Here is a 19,835-nt window from a genome sequence, read left to right as displayed (position 1 = left end):
TCATGGACAAGTTAGATGATTTGTGACTTGAGGGGTCCTACCGAGCAGTTCGTCCAGCATCGGCGTGGAGCCATCGACAATATGGGGTGATTCGCCGCATATTCAAGACATGAAGCACACCGATGAGCGATCTCGTCCGGTTCCTCCCCTGCCCTCCCAGGAACCGGTCCGCCTGGTGGACCGACACGGCCGACGTCACGAACACTCCTCGTTCACCGCTCCCGACCACGCCGTGCTCGCCGAACTCCACCGGGCCATGGTCATCGGACGCCGCTTCAACCAGCAGGCCAGCACCCTTGCCCGGCAGGGCCGCCTCGCGGTCTACCCGTCCTCGAAGGGTCAGGAGGCCGCCCAGGTCGGCGGGGTGCTGGCACTGTCCGAACAGGACTGGCTCTTCCCCAGCTACCGGGACAGCGTCGCCATGGTCACCCACGGGGTCGACCCGGTGAAGACGCTCACCCTCTTCCGCGGCGACTGGCACTCGGGCTACAACCCGCACCACTACCGCTGCGCGCCCCAGTGCACCCCGCTGGCCACCAACGCCTCCCACGCGGTCGGCCTGACCTACGCCGCCCGGCGCAAGGGCCGCGACGTGGCCGCCCTGGTCCTCATGGGTGACGGTGCCACGAGCGAGGGCGACGCACACGAGGCCTACAACTTCGCCGCCGTGTGGAACACCCCCGTGGTCTTCCTCATCCAGAACAACCACTGGGCGATCAGCGTCCCGGTCCACCGGCAGAGCGTGGCCCCCACCCTGGCGCACAAGGCCGTCGGCTACGGCATCCGCGGTTACAACGTGGACGGCAACGACGCCGCCGCTGTATACGCCGTCGTCGCGCACGCCCTGGCCGAGGCACGTGCCGGGCACGGTCCCGCGATCGTGGAGGCACTCACCTACCGGGTGGACCCGCACACCAACTCGGACGCTCCGCAGCGCTACCGCGATCCCGCCGAGGTCGCCCACTGGTCCGAGCGCGACCCCCTGACCCGCCTGGAGACCCTGCTGCGCAACGAGCAGATCGTCGACGACGGCCTCCTGGAGATCTACGAGCGCGACGCGGAACGGGTCGCCGGAACGGTCCGCGAACGGATGGCCGGGCAGGACCGGCTCGACCCGGCCTCCCTCTTCACCGACGTGTACGCCACCGTCCCCCCTTCACTGGAACGACAACGGCGGGACCTGGCGGAGGAGCTGCGGGAGGTCTGAGATGGCGCACACGTCCCCCAGCGCATCGGACGCCGCAACCGCACCGGCTGCCCCGGGCACGTCGGCCGCATCAGGCGCACCGAGCCCGCCGGACCCCGAGGTCACCATGGGAGCGGCGCTCAACCAGGCCCTGCGCGACGCCCTGGCCGAGGACCCCGACGTGGTGGTCCACGGGGAGGACGTCGGCCCGTTGGGCGGGGTCTTCCGGATCACGGACGGCCTGACCGCGGACTTCGGCGAGGAGCGGTGTTTCGACTCGCCGCCGGCCGAGTCCGGGATCGTGGGCACAGCGATCGGCATGGCCATGTACGGGATGCGGCCCGTGGTGGAGATGCAGTTCGACGCCTTCGCCTACCCCGCCTTCGAGCAGGTCGTCTCGCACCTGGCCAAGATGCGCAACCGGACCCGCGGCGCCCTCACCCTGCCGGTGGTGATCAGGATTCCCTACGGCGGCGGCATCGGCGGCGTGGAGCACCACAGCGACTCCTCCGAGGCCTACTACACGCACACGCCCGGACTGCGTGTGGTCACCCCCGGCACCCCCGCCGACGCCTACTCCATGCTGCGCGAGGCGATCGCCTGCGACGACCCGGTGGTTTTCCTGGAACCCAAACGGCGCTACCGGGCCAGGCAGTCCGTGAGGCTCCCGGTGCGCACCGAGCCGATGGCGCGGTCCGTGGTGCGCCGTTCGGGGACCGACCTCACACTCATCGCCTACGGACCCATGGTGGAGACCGCCCTGGAGGCCGCCGAGCAGGCTGCCGCGGAGGGGCGTGAGGCCGAGGTCGTGGACCTGCGCCAACTGGCCCCGTTCGACGACGCCACGGTGACCGCCTCGGTCCGGCACACCGGCCGCGCGGTGGTGGTGCACGAGGCCTCGGTCTTCGGCGGTTACGGGGCCGAGGTGGCCGCGCGCGTCACCGAGCAGTGCTTCCACTATCTGGAGGCCCCGGTGCTGCGGGTGGGCGGGCTGGACGTGCCCTACCCGCCGCCGAAGCTGGAGGAACACCACCTGCCCGGGGCCGATCGGATCCTGGCCGCGGTGGACCGCCTGCAGTGGGAGTCGCAGTGGACGGAGGACCGCGGATGAGCGAGGCGGGCTCCGTCACCTTCTCCCTCCCCGACCTGGGCGAGGGGCTGACCGAGGCGGAGATCGTCTCCTGGCTGGTCGCGGTCGGTGACGAGATCGCCGTGGACCAGCCCGTGGCCGAGGTGGAGACCGCCAAGGCCTCGGTGGAGGTCCCCTCCCCCTACGGTGGCACCGTCACCGGGCTGCACGGCGCGGTGGGCGAGGTGGTCGCGGTCGGCGCGCCCCTCATCACCGTCGCACCGGCCGCTGACCCCTCCGAGCCGGGCGACCGGGCCCCGGCGAGCACACGGACCACCGTGCCGGACACACGGGAGGGCCCCGGATCCGCGGGCGGCAACGGCGCCGCCGGAAGTGACGCGGGTTCGGGCGCCGTCCTGGTGGGTTACGGCACGGGACGGGGCACGCGGTCCACACGCCGCCGTGCCCGCGGGGAGGGCGGGCCGTCCCGGTCAACGGCGACCGGCGGTCCGCCCGCAACCCCCGCCGGAGCCCTGCCCGGAGACGGGAGGACCACCGGGAAGGAACCGACCCGGGTGGTGTCTCCGCTGGTCCGGCGGCTGGCCAGGGAACACGGGATCGATGTGGCGGAGCTGCGCGGCAGTGGGGAGAACGGCCTGGTCCTGCGCCGGGACGTGCGGGCCCGCATCGAGGCGTCCGCCCCTTCGCCCGCCGTCGGACCCCCGCCTGCCGAACCCGACACCCACCGCCTCCCGCTGCGCGGCGCGCACCGGAGCATGGCCGAGCACCTGTCCCGATCCCGACGGGAGATCCCCGAGGCGACCGTGTGGGTGGACGCCGACGCCACCGGGATGCTGGAGCTGCGCGAACAGCTCAACGGGGCCGCCCCGGACCGGCCGGTGAGCGTCCTGGCCCTGGTGGCGCGGTTCGCGCTGCTGGGCCTGACCCGTTTCCCCGATCTGAACGCGCACTTCGACACCGCCCGCCAGGAGCTGGTGCGCCACGAGGCCGTGCACCTGGGGTTCGCGGCGCAGACCCCGCGCGGTCTCGTGGTCCCGGTGGTCCACGGGGCCCACTCCCTGACCACCCGAGAGCTCTCCGCCCGGTTGGGCGAGCGCGCCGAGGCCGCCCGAAGCGGCGTACTCGCCCCAGCCGACCTGGGCGGCGGGACGTTCACGGTCAACAACTACGGAGTGTTCGGCGTGGACGGGTCAGCCGCGATCATCAACCATCCGGAGGTGGCGATCCTCGGCGTGGGCCGGATTCTGCGCCGCCCGTGGGTGGTCGGCGACGACGTGCGCCCCCGTCCGGTGGTGGAGCTGACCCTGGCCTTCGACCACCGGGTGTGCGACGGCGGCGTCGCGGGCGGTTTCCTGCGGCTGGTCGCCGACTGCGTGGAACGCCCCCACCTGCTCCTCGGGGACCTCTGAACGTTCCGGATACCGGAGGCACGGACCTGCGGGCGCACCGGACACACCAGGGGCCGCGGTCGGTGACCGCGGCCCCTGGTGGCCCTGCCCGCTCCTCCCGGGCACCGTGACCTTCGGGAGTCTTCTGTTCCCCCCGCCAGGAGGAACACCTGGCTCGACGGACTCCCGGGGTCACGGATGACCCGAGTGGGGCCGGGGGTGGTTCTGCGTTACCTGCGGCGCAGCCTGTCGATCAGCGAGCTGATGCCGTGACGGCCGGTGCCGGCGGCCATCAGGCCCTTGCCGCTGTCGTCGTCGGCACCGGCGTGGGCGCCGGCGGGGCGACGGGTCCAGGCGAAGAACAGGGCGACGAGGATCGCGGGGATGATCGCCAGGGTCAGCAGACCGGCGGCGGAGGGGGTGCCCTCGGCTCCCATCAGGCCGAAGCCGGACAGGTCGTTGGCGGCGGTCTCGGCGGTGACGCCGGTGTCGGAGTCCTCCTGCTCGTCGGTGGCGGGAGCCTCGTCCTGCTGCTCCTGCTCCTCGGCGTCCTCGGAGTTCTCGTCACCGGAGTCCTCGGTGGACTCCTCCTCGGCCGTCTCCTCCTCGGTCTCCTCAGCCTCCTCTTCCTCCTCGGGCTCCTCCTGGGGGAGGTGCTCCTCGGGGATCGGGGAGACGGCGTTCTCGCACTTGTTCCCGGGCTGCTGGAACGGGTGGGGGGCACCCTCGGTCCCGTGACCGTCGCCCCACTCGGTGATGTAGTACTCGACCTCGGCGTGGCCGTTGCCGCCGCTGACGACGAGGGTCTGCTCGTCGAAGCTCTCACCCATCATGTCGGCGAAGGTCTTGCCGTCGATGTCGAGGAGGACGTCGCAGTCGTGGGAGGGGACGCCCGGGCCGCGGTCACCGATGAAGAAGTCGTACTGCTCGCCCTCGTGGACGATGTAGCCCTCGGTGCCCAGGGGCCAGCTGGGGCTGGAGAAGAGGCCCTTCTGCATGGGCTCGCCGCCTGCGGGAGCTCCGGTGTCACCGTTGATGCCGGAACCGTCGTCCCAGAAGTAGGTCGCGGTGACTTCGCCGTGCTGAATGGGAGTTTCGTTGCTCATGAAGTATTAGCCAGGTTGACGACAGAGGCCGAGAAGACCGGGGCATGACGCGTCAGGGCACACGGGCGCACAGGTCTGCACTCCGGGGCCGGGGTCATGCCGTGGGGCGTCCCGCGTCGCTGGCGGCGAGTGGCGGGTGGGAGCGGGGGGCCGGATCGGCTCCGCCGGACAGCTGCGCGTGGATTCGCGCTGCTCGCTCCCCGAGAGAAACAACGGGGTCTCGATTCCCTTGCGGCACGCAGGCCGGTCAAGGGCTCGGCACCGGTTCGCCGAAGGTCAATAACGAACCGGTCACGAAGGACACTAACCCAGGCTTTGGCAAAGTGCCGAAGGATTCCGAGTAAAATGACATTCCGTATTTGGACAATTACGATTTGCTGCCGCTCGCAAATAACCCAGGAAACACGAAAACCCCTGGTGGCAGGGGTTTGCGGGCCTGCCCGAGGACGGCGGACAGGCCCGCGAGTGGTTCTCGTCATAAACCGGGACGAGTGGCGCTGGGCGGGTCAGAACCGGTTGAGAGGCCACATACGCGCCAGTAGGTCACGGAAACGGGCCCCGGTCGGTACGAGCCGGGGGGAGAACGTCACGGCAAAGGGCACGTCATCGTGGCAATGGACAGGGTCACGTACGGGGGCCTCATGCCAGGTGAACGCCAAGGACTCCCCGGAAGGTTGCCCTGCCGGGGAGTCGGGATCAGGTCACCTGGGACCTGCGGTTGAAGCGCTCGGCGCGCCACTCCCCCGAAGCCACGACCTCCACCAGGGCGGTCGCGGCGTCGTAGACGTCCACGTAGCGCAGGTAGAGCGGGGTGAATCCGAAGCGCATGACGTCCGGAGCGCGGAAGTCACCGATCACGCCCCGCTCGATCAGCGCCTGCACGATCGGGTACCCGGCGCCCTCCTCCGGCTGGAGCAGGGCGACCTGGCTGCCTCGCCGGTCGTGCTCGGCCGGGGTGATCGACGCCAGGCCCACCGAGGCGGCCCTGGCCAGGAACAGGTCGGTCATGGCCAGGCTCTTCGCCCGGACCTGGGCCAGGTCGGCCTTGGCCCACACGTCCAGCCCCGCCTCCAGGGCGGCGTCGGCCACCAGGGGCTGCGAACCGCTGAGGAAGCGCGAGACCCCCGGGGCGGGTTCGTAGTCGGGGGTGAAGTCGAAGGGGCGGGCGTGCCCGTGCCAGCCGCTGAGCGGCTGGTCAGCGGCGGCGTGGTGGCGGCGGGCCGCGTACAGGAAGGCGGGTGCGCCGGGGCCGCCGTTGAGGTACTTGTACGTGCACCCCACCGCGAAGTCCGCTCCGCTGCCGGACAGGTCGATGGGCACCGCGCCGACGCTGTGGCACAGGTCCCAGACCACCAGGGCACCGTGCTCGTGGGCCAGCCGGGTGATGCCCGCCATGTCGCGCAGGACACCGCTGCGGTAGTCCACGTGGCTGAGCAGCAGGACGGCGACGTCGCCCCGGGCCAGGGCCTCGGCCAGTTCCGGGCCGTCGGGGTCGATCCGGCGCTGCTCGGCGCCGGCCAGGCCGACCGCCCCCTCGGCGACGTACAGGTCGGTCGGGAAGTTGCCCGCCTCGCCCAGCACCACCCTGCGGTCGGACAGGCGCAGCGCCGCCACCAGGGTCTTGAACAGGTTGGCGGAGGTGCCGTCACCGACGACCACCTCTTCGGGGTCGGCCCCGACCAGGGGTGCCACCTTGGCGCCCAGGGTGCGCGGTTTGTCCCACCAGCCGGCGTCGTTCCAACTGCGGATGAGGTCCTGGCCCCACTCGCGCTCGATCATGTCGGCGACCCGGGCGGGGGTGTCGCGGGGCAGCGCGCCCAACGAGTTCCCGTCCAGGTAGATCACCCCTTCGGGGAGGACGAACTCCTCGCGGAGGGCGGCGAGGGGGTCGGCCGCGTCCAGGGCGGCGCACTCCTCACGGGTGGTGGGCGTCATCGGGTCCTGCTTCCTTGCGAAGGTGGTGCTGTGAACTGGGGGGGCGGGGGTGCCGGGGCGGGCCGTGCGGTCGCTCAGATGGTGCTGCGCAGGGACCACAACTCCGGGAAGACGTCCCGTTCGGCGTTGCGGGCCAGCCAGTTGAGCCCGTTGGAGCCGCCGCTGCCCGGCTTGCCCCCCATGGTGCGCTTGACCGCGACCAGGTGGAGCTGACGCCATCGTGTCACCCGCTCGGCGACATCGACCAGCGCCTCGGCCAGCAGGAACAGCTCGTTTCCGGGGCGGTCGTCGGAGTAGACCCCGATCCAGGCCTGTTCGACCTCGGCGGAGGGTTCGTAGTCGGCGGTCCAGTCGCGCTCGGCGCTGCCGTCCGGGACGGGCAGGCCCCGGCGGTACAACAGACGCAGCGCCGCGTCGTACAGGCTGGGGCGCTCCAGCAGAGTGGTGAGTTCGGTGACGACGCCGCTCATGGCCTTGTGCGGGCGGATCATGGCGGCGGACTTGTTGCCCAGCAGGAACTCGAGCTTGCGGTAGCTGTACGACTGGAAGCCCGAGGCCTCCCCGAAGGCGTCGCGGAACCGGTTGAACTGGGTCGGGGTCATGTCCCCGAGCAGGGCCCAGGAGCTGTTGAGCACGTCCTGGGCGTTGCAGGCGCTGCGCAGCCAGGCCACGGCGCCGGGCACGTCGTCGTCCTCCATCGCGTCCCGGGCGGCCTCCCAGCGCTCCTGGACGAGGGCGAACAGCAGCTCCATCACCTGGGTGGTGATGATGAAGGCGGATTCCGCGGGCTCCTTGGTGCGCGGGTTCTGCAGGCTGAGGAGGGTGTCGATCCCGACGTAGTCGACGTAGGGCGTGTTCTGGTCGAAGGCCAGGGTCGGCTTTCCCCCGTTGCTCTCGGCCCTGTCGGCACGGGCCGCCTCGGCGTCGGTGTCCTCGGCCGGAGCGTACGGGCACTGCTGGGCGGACGTGGTGGAGAGCATTGGGACTACCCCTCGTGTACTGCGCGACTTCGGTGGTCACACGCGCCGTGCCGCGACCGGGAGGCCCCGCGCACGGCAGCGCGAGCGTGAACTCACATACTCGGACAAATTACCGCTGGAAGGAATGGCCGCTGACGACGCAAGTCGGGCATTGGCTTAGTATTCATAACGGGAAACCACCATCGGCTTTGGGAACACAAAATATGGCCTCACGACTGGCAACCCCGTTGGACAGCGTTGACCAGCGGATCCTCAACGAGCTCCAGCAGGACGGACGGCTCTCCTTCAACGAGCTCTCCCGCAGGGTGAACCTCTCCGCGCCCGCCGTGGCCGACCGCGTCCGCCGGCTGACCGACCGCGGGGTGATCACCGGCTACCACGCACACGTGGACCCGGCCGCGGCCGGGCTCCCGGTGACCGCGCTGGTGCGGATGGAGTGCTTCGGCGCGCACTGCCTGCTGCGTGAACGGTCCTCGCTGGAACTGCCGGAGATCCTCCAGGTGCACCGCGTCACCGGGGACGCCTGCTGCGTCCTGCTGATCGCGGTGCGCTCCATGGAACACTTCGAGGAGGTCATCGACCAGCTCGCCGAGCACGGCCGCCCCTCCAGCACCATGGTCCTGTCCAGCCCGGTGCCCTGGCGCGCCGTGACCGCCCCGGGAGCACAATGAGCATCCTGATCGACAGCCCCGTCTGGCCGGGCCCGCGCGGCCGGCGCTTCGCACACCTGGTGAGCGACAGCTCCTACGCCGAACTCCACTCCTTCGCGCGCGACCTCGGCGTCGACCCGCGCGCCTTCGAGCGGGACCACTACGACATCCCCGAACACCTGCACGCCCGCGCGCTGGAACTGGGCGCCGAGCACGTCAGCGGCCGTGAGATCGTCACCCGTCTGCGCGCGGCGGGGCTTCGCCGCCCCAAGCACCCGCGGCCCGTCTGAGCCCCGGGGCACGAAGGCCGGGCCAGGCGGCCCCGTCCGGGGCGCCCCGGGCCGTCCCCGGTCAGGTCGGGGGCGGCCCCCCGGCACCACCACGGCTGAGGCGGTCGATCTCGGCGAGCATGTTGGACCTGGCCCTGGGCTCCCAGTGCGTCCGGCCGAAGGGGGTGTGGAAGATGTGCGGGGCCTCCAGCAGGGACCGCAGAACCCCCAGCCGCCCCGCCCGGAACGCCCCGTCGGGTACGTGCCGGTACTCGGCCCGGACCGCCGCGGTGTAGACGAGGTACTCCTCGGGCCCGGCGGCCAGGGTGGACAGGTCGGCGTCGGAGAGCACCGCGCCGTCGGCGTCCCGGGGACCGGGCCGGTGGTCCTTGGTGACCCCCACCAGACGCACCACCTCGGCGATCCGCTCCGGGTCCTGCCCCATCAGGGAGAGCAGCCGTTCGGCCAGCGCCGCGCTCTCGTCCTCGTCCTGTCCGGGGCGCCCCTCGTAGACTGCGTCGTGGAACCAGACCGCGTAACGCACCGCGTCCACGTCGCGGGCCTCCTCCCGCAGGACCTCGACGGCGCGCAGAGCGCTCCACAAGTGGCTGAGCGTGTGGTAGCGGCGGTGCTCCTCGCTCCAGCGGTCGAGCAACTCCTCCCCGACCGCCCTGGCCTCGGCGCCCGTCCCCGCCAGGCGCCTCCAGGACTCCGCGAGCAGGGTCACCTCCTCCCGCGGGAGGTCGGAACGGCCCGGGCCCTTCATGTGGCGGACTCACCCGCCAGCCCCGCCTCGTGGGCGAGGATGGCGGCCTGCACGCGGTTCTTCATGCCCAACCGGTTGAGGATGGCGCTCACGTAGCTCTTGACGGTGCCCTCGACCAGGAAGAGCCGTTCGGCGATGTCGGCGTTGGACAGCCCCGCCCCGACCAGGGCGAGCACGTCCCGTTCCCGTTCGGTGAGCCCGGCCAGGCGCTCCGCGGCCGCCGCCTCCCTGGCTGCCCGGCCGCCGCCGAACTGCGCGATCACCTGACGCGCCACCTGCGGGGACAGGTAGGCCCCGCCCGCGGCGACCGCGTGCACCCCGGAGACGAGCTCGCGCGGGTCACCGGCCTTGAGCAGGAACCCGCTGGCCCCGTCGCCGAGCGCCTGGGAGATGTAGCTGTCCTCGCCGAAGGTCGTCAGGATCACGACCCTGGTCTCCGGAGCCACCCGGCGGATCTCCGCGGTGGCCGCCAGGCCGTCCATCCGGGGCATCCGGATGTCCAGCAGCGCGACGTCCGGCCGGTGGGACAGCACCAGCTCCACCGCCTCGCGCCCGTCGGCCGCCTCCGCGACCACCTCGATCTCCGGATCGCTCTGCACGATCGCCCGCACACCCGCACGGATCATCGCCTCGTCGTCTGCGAGCAGCACCCTGATCACGGACGCGTCCTCCTCAAGCATCGGTTGTCCGGGAAGCATCCCACAGCGGCGGTCTCACCGGCTTTCCAACCGCTTCTTGGCGGTCAGCACCCCTCCCTCGAAGCAGAGCTGGTAGAAGACCACTCCCTCGTCGAACATTCCCGAGCTGCTGCGGTAGTGGTCGCAGTCCGGGTCCGCGGACACGAAGTCCTCCAACTGGTCATCGCTCATCCCGGACGGATACGGGGGCAGCACCTGGGCGAGGGCCTCCTCGCTGTCACCGACGGAGATCGAGGCGAAGTCCTCCGGCGGCAGGGTGGTGTCCTCCAGAACCCGGGCGATGAGGGCGTAGACCACCCCGACCACCAGCATGACGACGACGACCGGTGTGACGACCAGTGCCGTGGTCCACGGACGGACCCTGCGACGGGCCGCCCGTTGGAGTTCGTCGATCGCCTCGGCACCGCCCTCCTCCCCGTCCGCGGTCACCGAACCACCGTTCAGGGGCAGGGCCGCGCACACCTGCCAGCCCTCCTCGTGCGGGCCGACGGTGAAGGAACCCCCCACCAGTCGGACACGTTCGCGCAGGCCGGTGAGCCCGTGCCCGCCGCCGACCGCGGGCACCGGCCCCCGCCCCCGGGCCGCGATGTTGGTGACCCGCACCCTCAGCAGGGCCTCGTCCGCGCTCAGCCACACGGTCACCGGAGCGCCCGGCGCGTACTTGGTGGCGTTGGTCAGGGACTCCTGCACGACCCGGTAGGCGGCGCGGTCCACCATCGGCGGTAGTTCACCGACCGGCCCCTCGCTCACGAGCGTGACCCGGACCCCGGAGTCACGGGCGCGTTCGACCAGGGCGGCGACGCTTTCCCCCGCGGGGGCGGTGGGAGCGGGTTCGGGCTCGCTGTCGGCGCGCAGCACCCCGATGATCTCGCGCAGGTGCGCGGTGGCCGAGACGGCGGTGACGCGCAGGTCGGCGACCTCCCGCCGGTGCCCCTCCCCCAGGTCCGGGGACACCTCCAGGGCCCCGGCCCGCAGGGCGATCAGGCTGAGTTCGTGGCCGAGCGAGTCGTGCATGTCCTGGGCGATCCGCGAGCGCTCCCGCAGTCGGGCCTGTTCCGCGGTGAGCCGCTGTTCGTGCTGGAGCTGCCGGGCGTGCTCCCATCCGGCGGCGCCCAGTTCGAGGTGCTGGCGCCGGTAGACCCCCACCAGCCAGGGCAGGGCCGTGCAGAACACCAGAGCAGTCGCGGCGGTGACCCACAGCCCCGGGGTCTGCTCGCGCACGCTCAGCACGTACACCGCGACCACCAGGGCCAGGAGCACGAACAGCAGCACGGCGAGCCAGCCCCGGGACGAACGGCGACCGGCGAGATAGGACACGCAGGTCAGCAGGACCAGGAAGGACTGGCCCCAGAGGGTGACGAACACGGCCAGGCAGGGGGCGAGCAGGGGGTAGGTGCGGGTGAGCACGATGGCCAGTCCCGCCAGGGCCGCGAAGACGAACGCCCTCGCCATGACGTCGTAGCCCACGGCCGCGAAGGCGAAGAACTCGGCGGTCAGCAGCAGGCACACCCCGAGCCACAGCAGCACGTCCCGCACGAGGGCGCCCCTGGTGGGCCAACCGGGAGCGGGAGTCAGGGCCCGGCGCACGCCCCGGGACAGTTCGGCGTAGTCCATGGGGGGAACCTACACAGCCCGCGCGGGGTCCGCCTCACCCACGAAAGTGGACTCCCGTACCCCTGCCGCGACAGTCCGCCTATCATGGGATGGTTTGCGGCCGAGGGCGACGGCAAGGCAACACGACACAGAACGAGGCTGGATGTCACCTCTGGAAACCCTGCGGCGGATGAACCGGATCGCCGGTTGGCCCCTGCTCCTCGCCACCTTCCTGGCCCGGCTGCCCGTCTCGATGACCCTGATCGGGCTGCTCACCCTCGTCACCAGCACCACCGGGAGCGTCGCCGCGGCCGGGCTGGTCTCGGGTGCCTTCGCACTCGGCGAGACCGTGGGCGGACCGGTCATCGCACGCTTCGCCGACCGGCACGGGCAACGCGTCCCGGTCCTGGCCGCCGCCGTCCTCGACGCCGCGCTGATCGCCCTCCTCGTCGCCGCCGTCACGACCAGCGCGCCCCTGCCCGCCCTGGTGGCGCTCGCCGCCGTCGGCGGGCTGTGCATGCCCCAGGTGGGGCCGATGGCACGCACCCGCTGGGTGGTACTGATCCGCAAGGGTGCCGCCCGGGGAGCGGAGCGCGAACGCTCGGTGTCGGCCGCGATGTCCGTGGAGGGCGTTCTGGACGAGGCCTCGTTCGTCCTGGGCCCCGCTCTGGTCGGCCTCCTCACCCTCACCCTCTCGCCCTCGGCGAGCGTGCTCGGCGCGGCCGTCCTGATCGGTGTGTTCGGGGCCGTGTTCGCCCTGCACCCCACCGCCCCCGCCGGGTCGGCCCCCGTGCGCGGGGCCGCGGGCCGCATCGCCCGCCCGGCCCTGCTCCTGCTCGCCGTGCCGATGTTCTGCCAGGGCCTGTTCTTCGGCGGAATGTCCACCGGGGTGACCGCCTTCGCGGACAACGCCGGGCACGGCGACCTGTCCGGCCTGATGTACGCGGTGATGGGCTCCAGCAGCGCCGTCGCCGGTCTGATGATGGCCTCGCTGCCGGTGGGCTTCTCACTGACCGCCCGGACGCGGGTGGCCGCGGGCGGCCTGGCCCTGCTCACCCTCCCGCTGTACCTGGACCACGGGCCGGCGTCCCTCGCGGTCACCATCTTCGTCCTGGGGGTGGCGATCGGACCGCACCTGGTGAGCCTGTTCGGGCTGATCGAGCGGGCCGCCCCGCCCAGCCGCCTGTCGCAGTCGATGGCGATCATCCTGAGCAGTCTGATCCTGGGGCAGTCCCTGGGTTCCATGGTCTCGGGCGCCCTGGCCGACTCCTACGGGCACCAGGGCGCGTTCGCGCTGGCCACGGCGGGCGGTGTGATCTCGTTCGCGGTGACCACCCTGGTGCTGCGCGGCCGTTGGTACGAGCGCGGGACCTCAGGCCCCGGGGCCCCCGTGACCAAGGACACCGGGGTCACCGTGACCTGAGGTGTTAAGTACGCGTTAAGGAGTCGCACGGAGAGCGCCGGGCTCGTCTAGCCTCGGGAAACGTGCTTGAGATGTTCAAGGCGCTGGCTCCACGCGCCCGCCTCCGCTTCGCCCCCTCCTCTTCCGCTCCGCCGCTGACCGGTCTGGGGCGTGTGACACTCTCCGTGCGCGACCACGAGGAGAGCGCGCACTTCTACCGCTCCGTCCTCGGCTTCCGCGCGGAGCGACGAGAATGCCGGGACGGGGTCCTGCGCACCGGGTTCAGCCACCCCTGCGGTGCGCTCATCGACCTCGTCCAGTACCCGGACAACTTCAAGGGGCGCTTCGACCACCGCCGCTGCGGCCTGGACCGCCTCACCCTGACCGTGGCCAACCTGGGCCACCTGGAGGCCTGGGAGGACCGCTTCACCCGGCTGGAGGTGGAGCACACCCCCGTCTTCCACAGCGAGGAGGGGTCCACCCTGGTCTTCCACGACCCCGACGGAACCGAGCTGGCCCTGTTCGCCCCCGCCGAACTCGACGCCGGGGAGGACTGAGGCCGCCTGCGGACGGCTCTCCCCGGGGGCTACCGGTCACACCCCCGGCCGACGGCGCCCCTCCCGGGCGCACCGGGTCAGTCGCTCCCCACCGTCCTCAGGCGCACGTCGCGCTCACCGAGCTCCTCCACCGCGGAGCGCGGCAGCCGGTCGTCGGTGATGATCAGGTCGAACTCCTCCAGGCGGGCCACCCTGAAGGTGCCGAACTTGCCGTACTTGGTGCTGTCCACCACCAGGACGCTCTTGGAGGCGATGCGCAGCAGTTCCTGCTTGGCGATCACCTTGGCCTCGGAGGGGGTCGTCGAACCGCGTTCGGCGTCCCAGGAACTGCTCGCGATGAACGCGAGGTCGACGTTGACCTGACGCAGGAAGTCCGCGGTGAACTGACCGACCGAGGAGTGGTCGGAGTGCGACACCACGCCCCCGGTGTGGATCAGCTCGATCCCCGGGTACTCCATCAGGTGTCCCACGACGTTGAAGTCGCTGGTGATGACGGTCAGCCCCACCTTGTCGGTGAGCAACGGCACCATCTGGAGGGTGGTGGTGCCCGCGTCGAGGTAGATGGTGAAGTTCTCCCGCACCAGCTCGGCGGCGGCACGCGCTATCGCCCGCTTGGCGGGTACCTCCAACTGGGCCTTGGCCAGGTAGGACGGCTCACTCTTGAGCCGGGCGGCCAGCCGCACGCCACCGGTGACCGACAGGACCTTGCCGTCGTTCTCCAGGGCCTGGATGTCGCGGCGTACCGTCATGTGGGAGACGGACAGCATCGACGTGAGCTCGTTGATACTCAACACGTGCCGCTCCTGGAGGAGCTTCAGGATGTGCTCTCGCCGTTGGTCCGGGATCATCGTTCGCCTCACACTCGGGGGCCGGCCTGACGGGCGCCGTGCGGTCACGACACCCGGTAACAAAGTTTCCCAGGTCGCTGCGTCCGGAACAGCGCCCACACGACGTGAGACCGCTCGCAATCCCGGTGCTGCGGCCCCGCGCACCGCACCACGCGGGCGGACATCAGGCCGTCTTGGTAGGCGTTTTTCCTGTTTACGCCACATGCCGCGATGCTTTTTGCCACTCTTGACTGTATGACGCTGTCCATCGCACTACGCGGAGACACCGCACGATTCCCGGGCAACACGCTCCCGGCCCTGCGTTCAGCCTTGCGCGCCGGAGCCGACCTGGTCAAGATCGACGTCCACCTGACCTCGGACGGATACCCGGTCCTGGTGGACGAGCGCGTCGTGACCGCCCCGGGCTCCCCACCCCGCCAGATCGGGGAGCTGACCCTGGCCGAGGTCGCCGCGACCCGCGACGACGTGGAACGGCGGGTGCCCACGCTGATGGAGGTGTTGGCCGAGTTCTGCGGCCGGGACGCCTCCCCGCTGTTGGTCGACGCTGCCGCTCCGGAGGCCGCGCTGGCCGCCGACACGGTCCTGCGCGAACACGGCTTCGGCGACCAGGCGCTGTTCACCGGTCCCTTGGAGACGCTCCAGGCCCTGCGGGGCCGCCGCCCCGACGCACGGCTGATGCTGGCGTGGGACCAGCCCGGTCCGCCGCCGGAGGAGGTGGTACGCCCGTTGCGCCCGGCGTTCCTGGGAACGCACTACACCCTGTTGGACCGGGAGACCGTGGGTGAGATACACCGGTTCGGCTATCGGATCGCCGCCTGGACGGTGAACGAGTTCCCGGAGATGGCCCGCCTGATCGGCATGGGCGTGGACGCCCTCGCCACCGAACGCGTCGACGACCTGGTGTCGTTGACCAGCGGACGGGCACAGGGTGCGGCCGCCGCACCGGGCCCGGCCTGAACCCGCGCCCCTGCGGGCGGGGCGCCTGAAAGGCCACCGATCCGCGTCCGTACGACGCAGAACAACCACGAGAAACCGAAGGATGACGGCCGACCTCTCCCCTCACGCGCTCCGCACGACGGCCCCCGTACTGGACTGCGCGGCCCGGCTGTTCGCCGAACACGGTTCCCGGGGCATGGCCATGTCCGACCTGACCCGTCGGCTCGCCGCCGAGACCGGCACCGACGCGGCGTGCCTCAGGCGCGCCTTCCCCACCAGGTTCGACCTGTCCTACGCCGTCGTGTTGCGCGCCACCCGCGAACGCGTCAACGGCCAACTGGCCGCCGACGTCCCCGCCCGGGCACCCACCGAACGCATGTCCGACCTCGTCCACCGGCACGTGAGCTCCGGTTGGAGGCACCGGACCGCCATCGCCCTCAGCCAGGAACTCCTACCGGCCCTGCGGGCCATCCACCCCGCCAGGCATCGCGAGGTCAGCTCACTGCACCGGGCCTTCCGCGAACACGTCCACGAGATCATCGCGGCCGGGGCCGCCGCCGACCAGTTCCGGATCCGTGACACCGGCAGGGCCACGGACACCGTTCTGGAAACCTTCGACTCACTCCTGCACTGGTACGACCCCGGGTCCGGGCTCAGCCTCGACGACCTCGGCGGGGTCTACGTCGACCTGGTGATCCACCACCACCTGCGCGGCCCACGCTGACCGCACCCCGGCCGGGTCAGCCGCCGACCAGCTCGTACAGGTCCACCGACTCCGCGATCGCCCGCAACCCGGCCTCGTTGGGGTGCAGGTGATCGCCGGAGTCGTACTCCGGGCGCAGCCTCTCCGGAGCCTGCGGGTCGCGCAGCACCCGGTCGAAGTCCCACACCCCGTCGAAGGGTGAGTCCGGGTCCAGGGCCTGTTCCCGCAGGTGGGCGTTGACCCGCTGCCGCCCCTGTTCCACCTCGGCGGTGCAGCGGGACTCCCCCGCGCACGGCACCAGGGTCGCCACGAACACCCGCACGTCGTACTCGTGCGCGGTGTCGGCCAGGCGCCCCAGCCCCGCCACCACCACGTCCGGGGGCACGCCCCAGCGCAGATCGTTGATCCCCGCGAAGACCACCACCGACTCCACCCCGTTCTGGGAGAACACGTCGCGCTGTGCCCGGTGCAGCATGCTCACACCGCTGGAGTAGGCGGACACGCCCTCCCCCGGGTAGCCGTCCGAGGTGACCCGGTTGCCCGCGATCCCGAGGTTGAGCACTCCCAGGTTCGGCAGGTCCGCGCCGGCGTGCAGGCGCGAACTGAGCACGTCGGGCCAGCGCGTGTAGGTGTCCCGGCCGGAGCCGATGCCGTCGGTGATGGAGTCGCCGTAGGCCACCACCGTGCCCGGCCCGTCCACCACCTCGATCCCGGTGAGGAAGGGCCACTGCTCCACCACACCCGTGAACGGCTGTCCCGTCCTGTCCAGGGTCTGATCTCCGCTGCCCGGAACACTCGTGTAGTTGGTGTCCACCGACGCGTAGTGGATCGGGGCGGCCGTCACCCGCTCGGGCAGGTGGATACTGACCAGGACCTCGGTCTGCGGCGGCAGGAGGATGTCGACCGGGTCGCTGACCAGCCTTCCCCCGGCCGGGATCACCGCTTCGGGGTCCCCGTCGAAGGTGAGCGCCACCGCATCGCCCCGGGTCGCCGCCCCCTCCGAGCGCAGCGCCACCGAAGCCGCGCCGAGGGCGACGGGACGGGAGGCGAAGGTGTTGTCGAACCGGATCCGTGCCTTGCGGCCGCCCGTGGTGGTGCGCGCCGTCAGACGCAGCGTCTGGTCCTGCCAGGGGCCCACCTCCGAGTATCCGGAGGTGGCCCGGGCCCAGGTTCCGGTCCACGGCTGCTCCGCCGGACGCGCCCCCACGGAGAACACGTGCAGTCTCGCCTCGCTGTCGCGGACCGTGGGTAGGACGACGTGGTCGATCTCGCGGTGGGGATCGACCGGGACGGAGCGGGCGTACAGGCGCACGGCACCGATGGCGCCCTGTCCGAAGCCCGTGGCCGAGTTGGCGTAGGGCAGGGACAGGGCCGCGTCACCGGCCGGCCCGGCCGCCCAGTCCGGCACCGCGAGCGGGAAGTCCTGGGTGCTGCCGTCGGCGTAGACCACCCACCCGGAACCACGGACGTCCGCGCCGGTGCCGTCGGTCCTGGTACCGGTCGCCAGGAAGGTCAGGGAGCGCAGGCGGGCGGGTTCGGAGGTGAGCGCCACGGACTGGCCGTCGGAGACCAGGTGGTCGGGACGGCCCGGACCGTAGGCGGGCAGGTCGAGCGGTGTGTCCAGGAGGAAGACCTCTCCTGAGGGGTGCCAACCCGCCGCGGCGAGGGTACGGGCGGACAGGCTGTTGCCCGCCCCGTCGAGGTCCGCGGTGCCCGCGGAACCGTCCTGGGAGATGCCGACTCGGTCCAGCAGCTCGGCCAGCGGTCGGGCCACGGATTCGTCCTGGCGGCCGGAGGGCCGGGCGGTCACGTCCGAGGTGACCGTGGTGTTGAAGGCGGCCAGGACGAGCAGGACCACCGCGGCGACGGAGACGCCCCTGAGGATGTGGTCCCAGACCGAGCTCCGCCGGTGTGTGTCGTCGGTCCCCGTTCGACCCCCGTCCACCACACGCCTTCCTCCCCGGCTGCACCTGTCCGCTGAACTGTCCGACGGCCCCGGCCGTGCGGTGGTTTCCGAGACGCGTGACACGGCGGTCTCCGACCGGCGGCCAGTTTAGGGGAGGGCCTCGTCCGGCTGCGTGGAGGAAGGGTTCCGACGTTGTCCGTTTACGGACGCGAACACGGTCTTCACTGGACGGGCACATCCCGAAAACCAGAAAAAGAAGCCATTCGGACAAACGTCACGAAAAGCGAGAGAGGCGACACACCCCACCCTGGCGCAAGAATTGGAAGGGTGGCGCACCGACGGCCGAGGAGAGCCGTCGGCGCGGCGTGGAGGGGGTTCCACGCTGGTGAGAGGGGTAGGCCGGGCAGGACTCGAACCCGCGACCCAGGGATTATGAGTCCCCTGCTCTAACCAACTGAGCTACCGGCCCTCCGTCGTCAGCAAACGTCATCCTAACAGGATGCGTCCGCCGTTTCCGCGCCGTAAATCCGTTGCCCCGCAGGGGTTGACCGTGGCCGGGACAACGCGCGAACCGCTTGGGAGCACCTGGGTCACGACGGCCTCCGGGGAGCGGTCTAGGGTGGGACGGTGCGGCGCGCGCCTGGCCGTACCCCCTGGGCCCGGCACCGGAGCCGCTTCGAACCCGTTGGTAACATCGCGGGTCGCACACCGTCGTCAGGAGAGTTCACGCATGTCCAAAGCACCCGTCAACATCACCGTCACCGGCGCCGCCGGCCAGATCGGCTACGCCCTCCTGTTCCGGATCGCCTCCGGACAGCTGCTCGGCGCCGACACCCCGGTGAAGCTGCGCCTGCTGGAGATCCCGCAGGCCGTCAAGGCCGCCGAGGGCACGGCGATGGAGCTTGACGACTGCGCCTTCCCGCTGCTCCAGGGCATCGACATCTTCGACGACGCCAACAAGGCGTTCGAGGGTGCCAACGTCGGCCTGCTGGTCGGCGCCCGTCCCCGCGGCAAGGGCATGGAGCGCGGCGACCTGCTCCAGGCCAACGGCGGCATCTTCAAGCCCCAGGGTGAGGCGATCAACGCCGGCGCCGCCGACGACATCCGCGTCCTGGTGGTCGGCAACCCCGCCAACACCAATGCCCTGATCGCACAGAGCCACGCCCCGGACGTCCCCGCCGAGCGCTTCACCGCGATGACGCGTCTGGACCACAACCGGGCGCTGACCCAGCTCGCCAAGAAGCTGAACGTGTCGATCAACGACATCAAGAAGCTCACGATCTGGGGCAACCACTCCGCCACCCAGTACCCCGACCTGTTCAACGCCGAGGTCAACGGCGCCAACGCCGCCAAGGCCGTCGGGGACCAGGCCTGGCTGGAGAACGACTTCATCCCGACCGTCGCCAAGCGCGGCGCCGCCATCATCGAGGCCCGCGGCGCCTCCTCGGCCGCCTCGGCCGCCAACGCCGCCATCGACCACGTCCACGACTGGGTCAACGGCACCCCCGAGGGCGACTGGACCTCCGCGGCCATCCCCTCCGACGGTTCCTACGGCGTCCCCGAGGGCCTCATCTCCTCCTTCCCCGTCACCTCCAAGAACGGCCGGTGGGAGATCGTGCAGGGCCTGGAGATCGACGAGTTCTCCCGCGGCCGCATCGACGCTTCGGTGCAGGAGCTCGTCGAGGAGCGCGACACCGTGAAGCAGCTCGGCCTGGTCTGAGGACACTCCCGGCCGCTCCGGTCCGGGCTCTGACGACCGTTCGGGCGACGATGGGCACGCCCCCGCCACGGGGGCGTGCCCGCCGTGTTGTGCGGACCCGCC

18 protein-coding genes and 1 tRNA gene are annotated in these 19,835 nt (G+C 71.2%); 10 read left to right on the top strand and 9 right to left on the bottom strand.

What is annotated here, in order from left to right:
* Window positions 1-109 precede the first annotated feature (109 nt).
* From ACUKCB_RS02060 to ACUKCB_RS02050, 3 genes are all read left to right on the top strand, one after another.
* On the top strand, window positions 110-1,207 hold the full coding sequence (locus tag ACUKCB_RS02060) for a thiamine pyrophosphate-dependent enzyme (protein ID WP_473038746.1): 1,098 nt from the start codon (window positions 110-112) through the stop codon (window positions 1,205-1,207).
* A gap of 106 nt (window positions 1,208-1,313) precedes the next feature.
* On the top strand, window positions 1,314-2,297 hold the full coding sequence (locus tag ACUKCB_RS02055; protein WP_473040891.1) for an alpha-ketoacid dehydrogenase subunit beta: 984 nt from the start codon (window positions 1,314-1,316) through the stop codon (window positions 2,295-2,297).
* A complete protein-coding gene (locus ACUKCB_RS02050) occupies window positions 2,294-3,685 on the top strand; it encodes a dihydrolipoamide acetyltransferase family protein (RefSeq protein ID WP_473038745.1) in 1,392 nt (463 codons plus the stop codon). The genes ACUKCB_RS02055 and ACUKCB_RS02050 overlap by 4 nt, the downstream gene beginning before the upstream one ends.
* Window positions 3,686-3,894: 209 nt before the next feature.
* On the opposite strand, the gene ACUKCB_RS02045 is transcribed toward ACUKCB_RS02050, so the two are convergent.
* The 3 genes from ACUKCB_RS02045 to ACUKCB_RS02035 all read right to left on the bottom strand — a co-directional run bounded on the left by ACUKCB_RS02045 (window position 3,895) and on the right by ACUKCB_RS02035 (window position 7,685).
* The gene (locus ACUKCB_RS02045) at window positions 3,895-4,770 is read right to left on the bottom strand and encodes a hypothetical protein (protein ID WP_473038744.1); all 876 of its coding nucleotides are present in this window, start codon (window positions 4,768-4,770) and stop codon (window positions 3,895-3,897) included.
* 696 nt (window positions 4,771-5,466) lie between these two features.
* Window positions 5,467-6,705 carry a kynureninase gene (gene kynU, locus ACUKCB_RS02040; RefSeq protein WP_473038743.1) on the bottom strand — a complete coding sequence of 413 codons (1,239 nt, stop codon included), beginning with the start codon at window positions 6,703-6,705 and terminating at the stop codon, window positions 5,467-5,469.
* Between the two features lie 74 nt (window positions 6,706-6,779).
* Complete coding sequence (locus ACUKCB_RS02035) at window positions 6,780-7,685, bottom strand: tryptophan 2,3-dioxygenase (protein WP_473038742.1); 906 nt, start codon at window positions 7,683-7,685, stop codon at window positions 6,780-6,782.
* A 203-nt stretch (window positions 7,686-7,888) separates the two neighbouring features.
* On the opposite strand from ACUKCB_RS02035, the gene ACUKCB_RS02030 reads away from it, so the two are divergent.
* Together ACUKCB_RS02030 and ACUKCB_RS02025 are read left to right on the top strand one after the other, a co-directional pair.
* Entirely contained in the window at window positions 7,889-8,356 is a 468-nt protein-coding gene (locus ACUKCB_RS02030; protein ID WP_473038741.1) for an Lrp/AsnC family transcriptional regulator, read from the top strand.
* On the top strand, window positions 8,353-8,625 hold the full coding sequence (locus ACUKCB_RS02025; protein WP_452541587.1) for a DUF4031 domain-containing protein: 273 nt from the start codon (window positions 8,353-8,355) through the stop codon (window positions 8,623-8,625). The genes ACUKCB_RS02030 and ACUKCB_RS02025 overlap by 4 nt, the downstream gene beginning before the upstream one ends.
* Window positions 8,626-8,686: 61 nt before the next feature.
* Here ACUKCB_RS02025 and ACUKCB_RS02020 read toward each other — a convergent pair whose 3' ends face one another.
* Genes ACUKCB_RS02020 through ACUKCB_RS02010 form a run of 3 tightly spaced genes read right to left on the bottom strand, consistent with a single transcriptional unit; the run spans window position 8,687 to window position 11,682 of the window.
* The gene (locus ACUKCB_RS02020) at window positions 8,687-9,370 is read right to left on the bottom strand and encodes an HD domain-containing protein (protein ID WP_473038740.1); all 684 of its coding nucleotides are present in this window, start codon (window positions 9,368-9,370) and stop codon (window positions 8,687-8,689) included.
* Window positions 9,367-10,029, bottom strand: a complete 663-nt coding sequence (locus ACUKCB_RS02015) for a response regulator (protein WP_473040890.1) — start codon at window positions 10,027-10,029, stop codon at window positions 9,367-9,369. The genes ACUKCB_RS02020 and ACUKCB_RS02015 overlap by 4 nt, the downstream gene beginning before the upstream one ends.
* A gap of 54 nt (window positions 10,030-10,083) precedes the next feature.
* Entirely contained in the window at window positions 10,084-11,682 is a 1,599-nt protein-coding gene (locus tag ACUKCB_RS02010; protein WP_473038739.1) for a sensor histidine kinase, read from the bottom strand.
* Window positions 11,683-11,824: 142 nt separating this feature from the next.
* On the opposite strand from ACUKCB_RS02010, the gene ACUKCB_RS02005 reads away from it, so the two are divergent.
* Together ACUKCB_RS02005 and ACUKCB_RS02000 are read left to right on the top strand one after the other, a co-directional pair.
* Window positions 11,825-13,084 carry an MFS transporter gene (locus tag ACUKCB_RS02005; RefSeq protein ID WP_473038738.1) on the top strand — a complete coding sequence of 420 codons (1,260 nt, stop codon included), beginning with the start codon at window positions 11,825-11,827 and terminating at the stop codon, window positions 13,082-13,084.
* Between the two features lie 71 nt (window positions 13,085-13,155).
* Window positions 13,156-13,620 (top strand): VOC family protein, encoded by a 465-nt coding sequence (locus ACUKCB_RS02000; RefSeq protein ID WP_473040889.1) that lies wholly within the window; start codon window positions 13,156-13,158, stop codon window positions 13,618-13,620.
* Window positions 13,621-13,697: 77 nt separating this feature from the next.
* Here the strand turns inward: ACUKCB_RS02000 and ACUKCB_RS01995 are convergent, their stop codons facing one another.
* On the bottom strand, window positions 13,698-14,468 hold the full coding sequence (locus tag ACUKCB_RS01995; protein WP_191272528.1) for a DeoR/GlpR family DNA-binding transcription regulator: 771 nt from the start codon (window positions 14,466-14,468) through the stop codon (window positions 13,698-13,700).
* Between the two features lie 234 nt (window positions 14,469-14,702).
* On the opposite strand from ACUKCB_RS01995, the gene ACUKCB_RS01990 reads away from it, so the two are divergent.
* Window positions 14,703-15,425, top strand: a complete 723-nt coding sequence (locus ACUKCB_RS01990) for a glycerophosphodiester phosphodiesterase (RefSeq protein WP_473038737.1) — start codon at window positions 14,703-14,705, stop codon at window positions 15,423-15,425.
* 82 nt (window positions 15,426-15,507) lie between these two features.
* Window positions 15,508-16,128 carry a TetR/AcrR family transcriptional regulator gene (locus ACUKCB_RS01985; RefSeq protein WP_473038736.1) on the top strand — a complete coding sequence of 207 codons (621 nt, stop codon included), beginning with the start codon at window positions 15,508-15,510 and terminating at the stop codon, window positions 16,126-16,128.
* A 16-nt stretch (window positions 16,129-16,144) separates the two neighbouring features.
* Here ACUKCB_RS01985 and ACUKCB_RS01980 read toward each other — a convergent pair whose 3' ends face one another.
* Complete coding sequence (locus ACUKCB_RS01980) at window positions 16,145-18,055, bottom strand: GDSL-type esterase/lipase family protein (RefSeq protein WP_473038735.1); 1,911 nt, start codon at window positions 18,053-18,055, stop codon at window positions 16,145-16,147.
* Window positions 18,056-18,408: 353 nt separating this feature from the next.
* Window positions 18,409-18,482 (bottom strand) — tRNA-Ile (locus tag ACUKCB_RS01975).
* A gap of 261 nt (window positions 18,483-18,743) precedes the next feature.
* On the opposite strand from ACUKCB_RS01975, the gene ACUKCB_RS01970 reads away from it, so the two are divergent.
* Entirely contained in the window at window positions 18,744-19,733 is a 990-nt protein-coding gene (locus ACUKCB_RS01970) for a malate dehydrogenase (protein ID WP_473038734.1), read from the top strand.
* Window positions 19,734-19,835: the final 102 nt, after the last annotated feature.

It is taken from the genome of Nocardiopsis moroccensis, assembly GCF_055763695.1.
Note: the sequence above shows the minus strand (reverse complement) of the source record. Positions and strands in the feature narration are given on the sequence as shown.

Coding starts and splice junctions, on each gene's coding strand:
- ACUKCB_RS02050 (WP_473038745.1), top strand. CDS start 2,294: ATGAGCGAGGCGGGCTCCGTCACCTTCTCCCTCCCCGACCTGGGCGAG.
- ACUKCB_RS02025 (WP_452541587.1), top strand. CDS start 8,353: ATGAGCATCCTGATCGACAGCCCCGTCTGGCCGGGCCCGCGCGGCCGG.
- ACUKCB_RS02010 (WP_473038739.1), bottom strand. CDS start 11,682: ATGGACTACGCCGAACTGTCCCGGGGCGTGCGCCGGGCCCTGACTCCC.
- ACUKCB_RS01990 (WP_473038737.1), top strand. CDS start 14,703: ATGACGCTGTCCATCGCACTACGCGGAGACACCGCACGATTCCCGGGC.
- ACUKCB_RS02005 (WP_473038738.1), top strand. CDS start 11,825: ATGTCACCTCTGGAAACCCTGCGGCGGATGAACCGGATCGCCGGTTGG.
- ACUKCB_RS02045 (WP_473038744.1), bottom strand. CDS start 4,770: ATGAGCAACGAAACTCCCATTCAGCACGGCGAAGTCACCGCGACCTAC.
- ACUKCB_RS01970 (WP_473038734.1), top strand. CDS start 18,744: ATGTCCAAAGCACCCGTCAACATCACCGTCACCGGCGCCGCCGGCCAG.
- ACUKCB_RS02020 (WP_473038740.1), bottom strand. CDS start 9,370: ATGAAGGGCCCGGGCCGTTCCGACCTCCCGCGGGAGGAGGTGACCCTG.
- kynU (WP_473038743.1), bottom strand. CDS start 6,705: ATGACGCCCACCACCCGTGAGGAGTGCGCCGCCCTGGACGCGGCCGAC.
- ACUKCB_RS02060 (WP_473038746.1), top strand. CDS start 110: ATGAAGCACACCGATGAGCGATCTCGTCCGGTTCCTCCCCTGCCCTCC.
- ACUKCB_RS02030 (WP_473038741.1), top strand. CDS start 7,889: ATGGCCTCACGACTGGCAACCCCGTTGGACAGCGTTGACCAGCGGATC.
- ACUKCB_RS01985 (WP_473038736.1), top strand. CDS start 15,508: ATGACGGCCGACCTCTCCCCTCACGCGCTCCGCACGACGGCCCCCGTA.
- ACUKCB_RS02055 (WP_473040891.1), top strand. CDS start 1,314: ATGGGAGCGGCGCTCAACCAGGCCCTGCGCGACGCCCTGGCCGAGGAC.
- ACUKCB_RS01995 (WP_191272528.1), bottom strand. CDS start 14,468: ATGATCCCGGACCAACGGCGAGAGCACATCCTGAAGCTCCTCCAGGAG.
- ACUKCB_RS02000 (WP_473040889.1), top strand. CDS start 13,156: ATGTTCAAGGCGCTGGCTCCACGCGCCCGCCTCCGCTTCGCCCCCTCC.
- ACUKCB_RS02035 (WP_473038742.1), bottom strand. CDS start 7,685: ATGCTCTCCACCACGTCCGCCCAGCAGTGCCCGTACGCTCCGGCCGAG.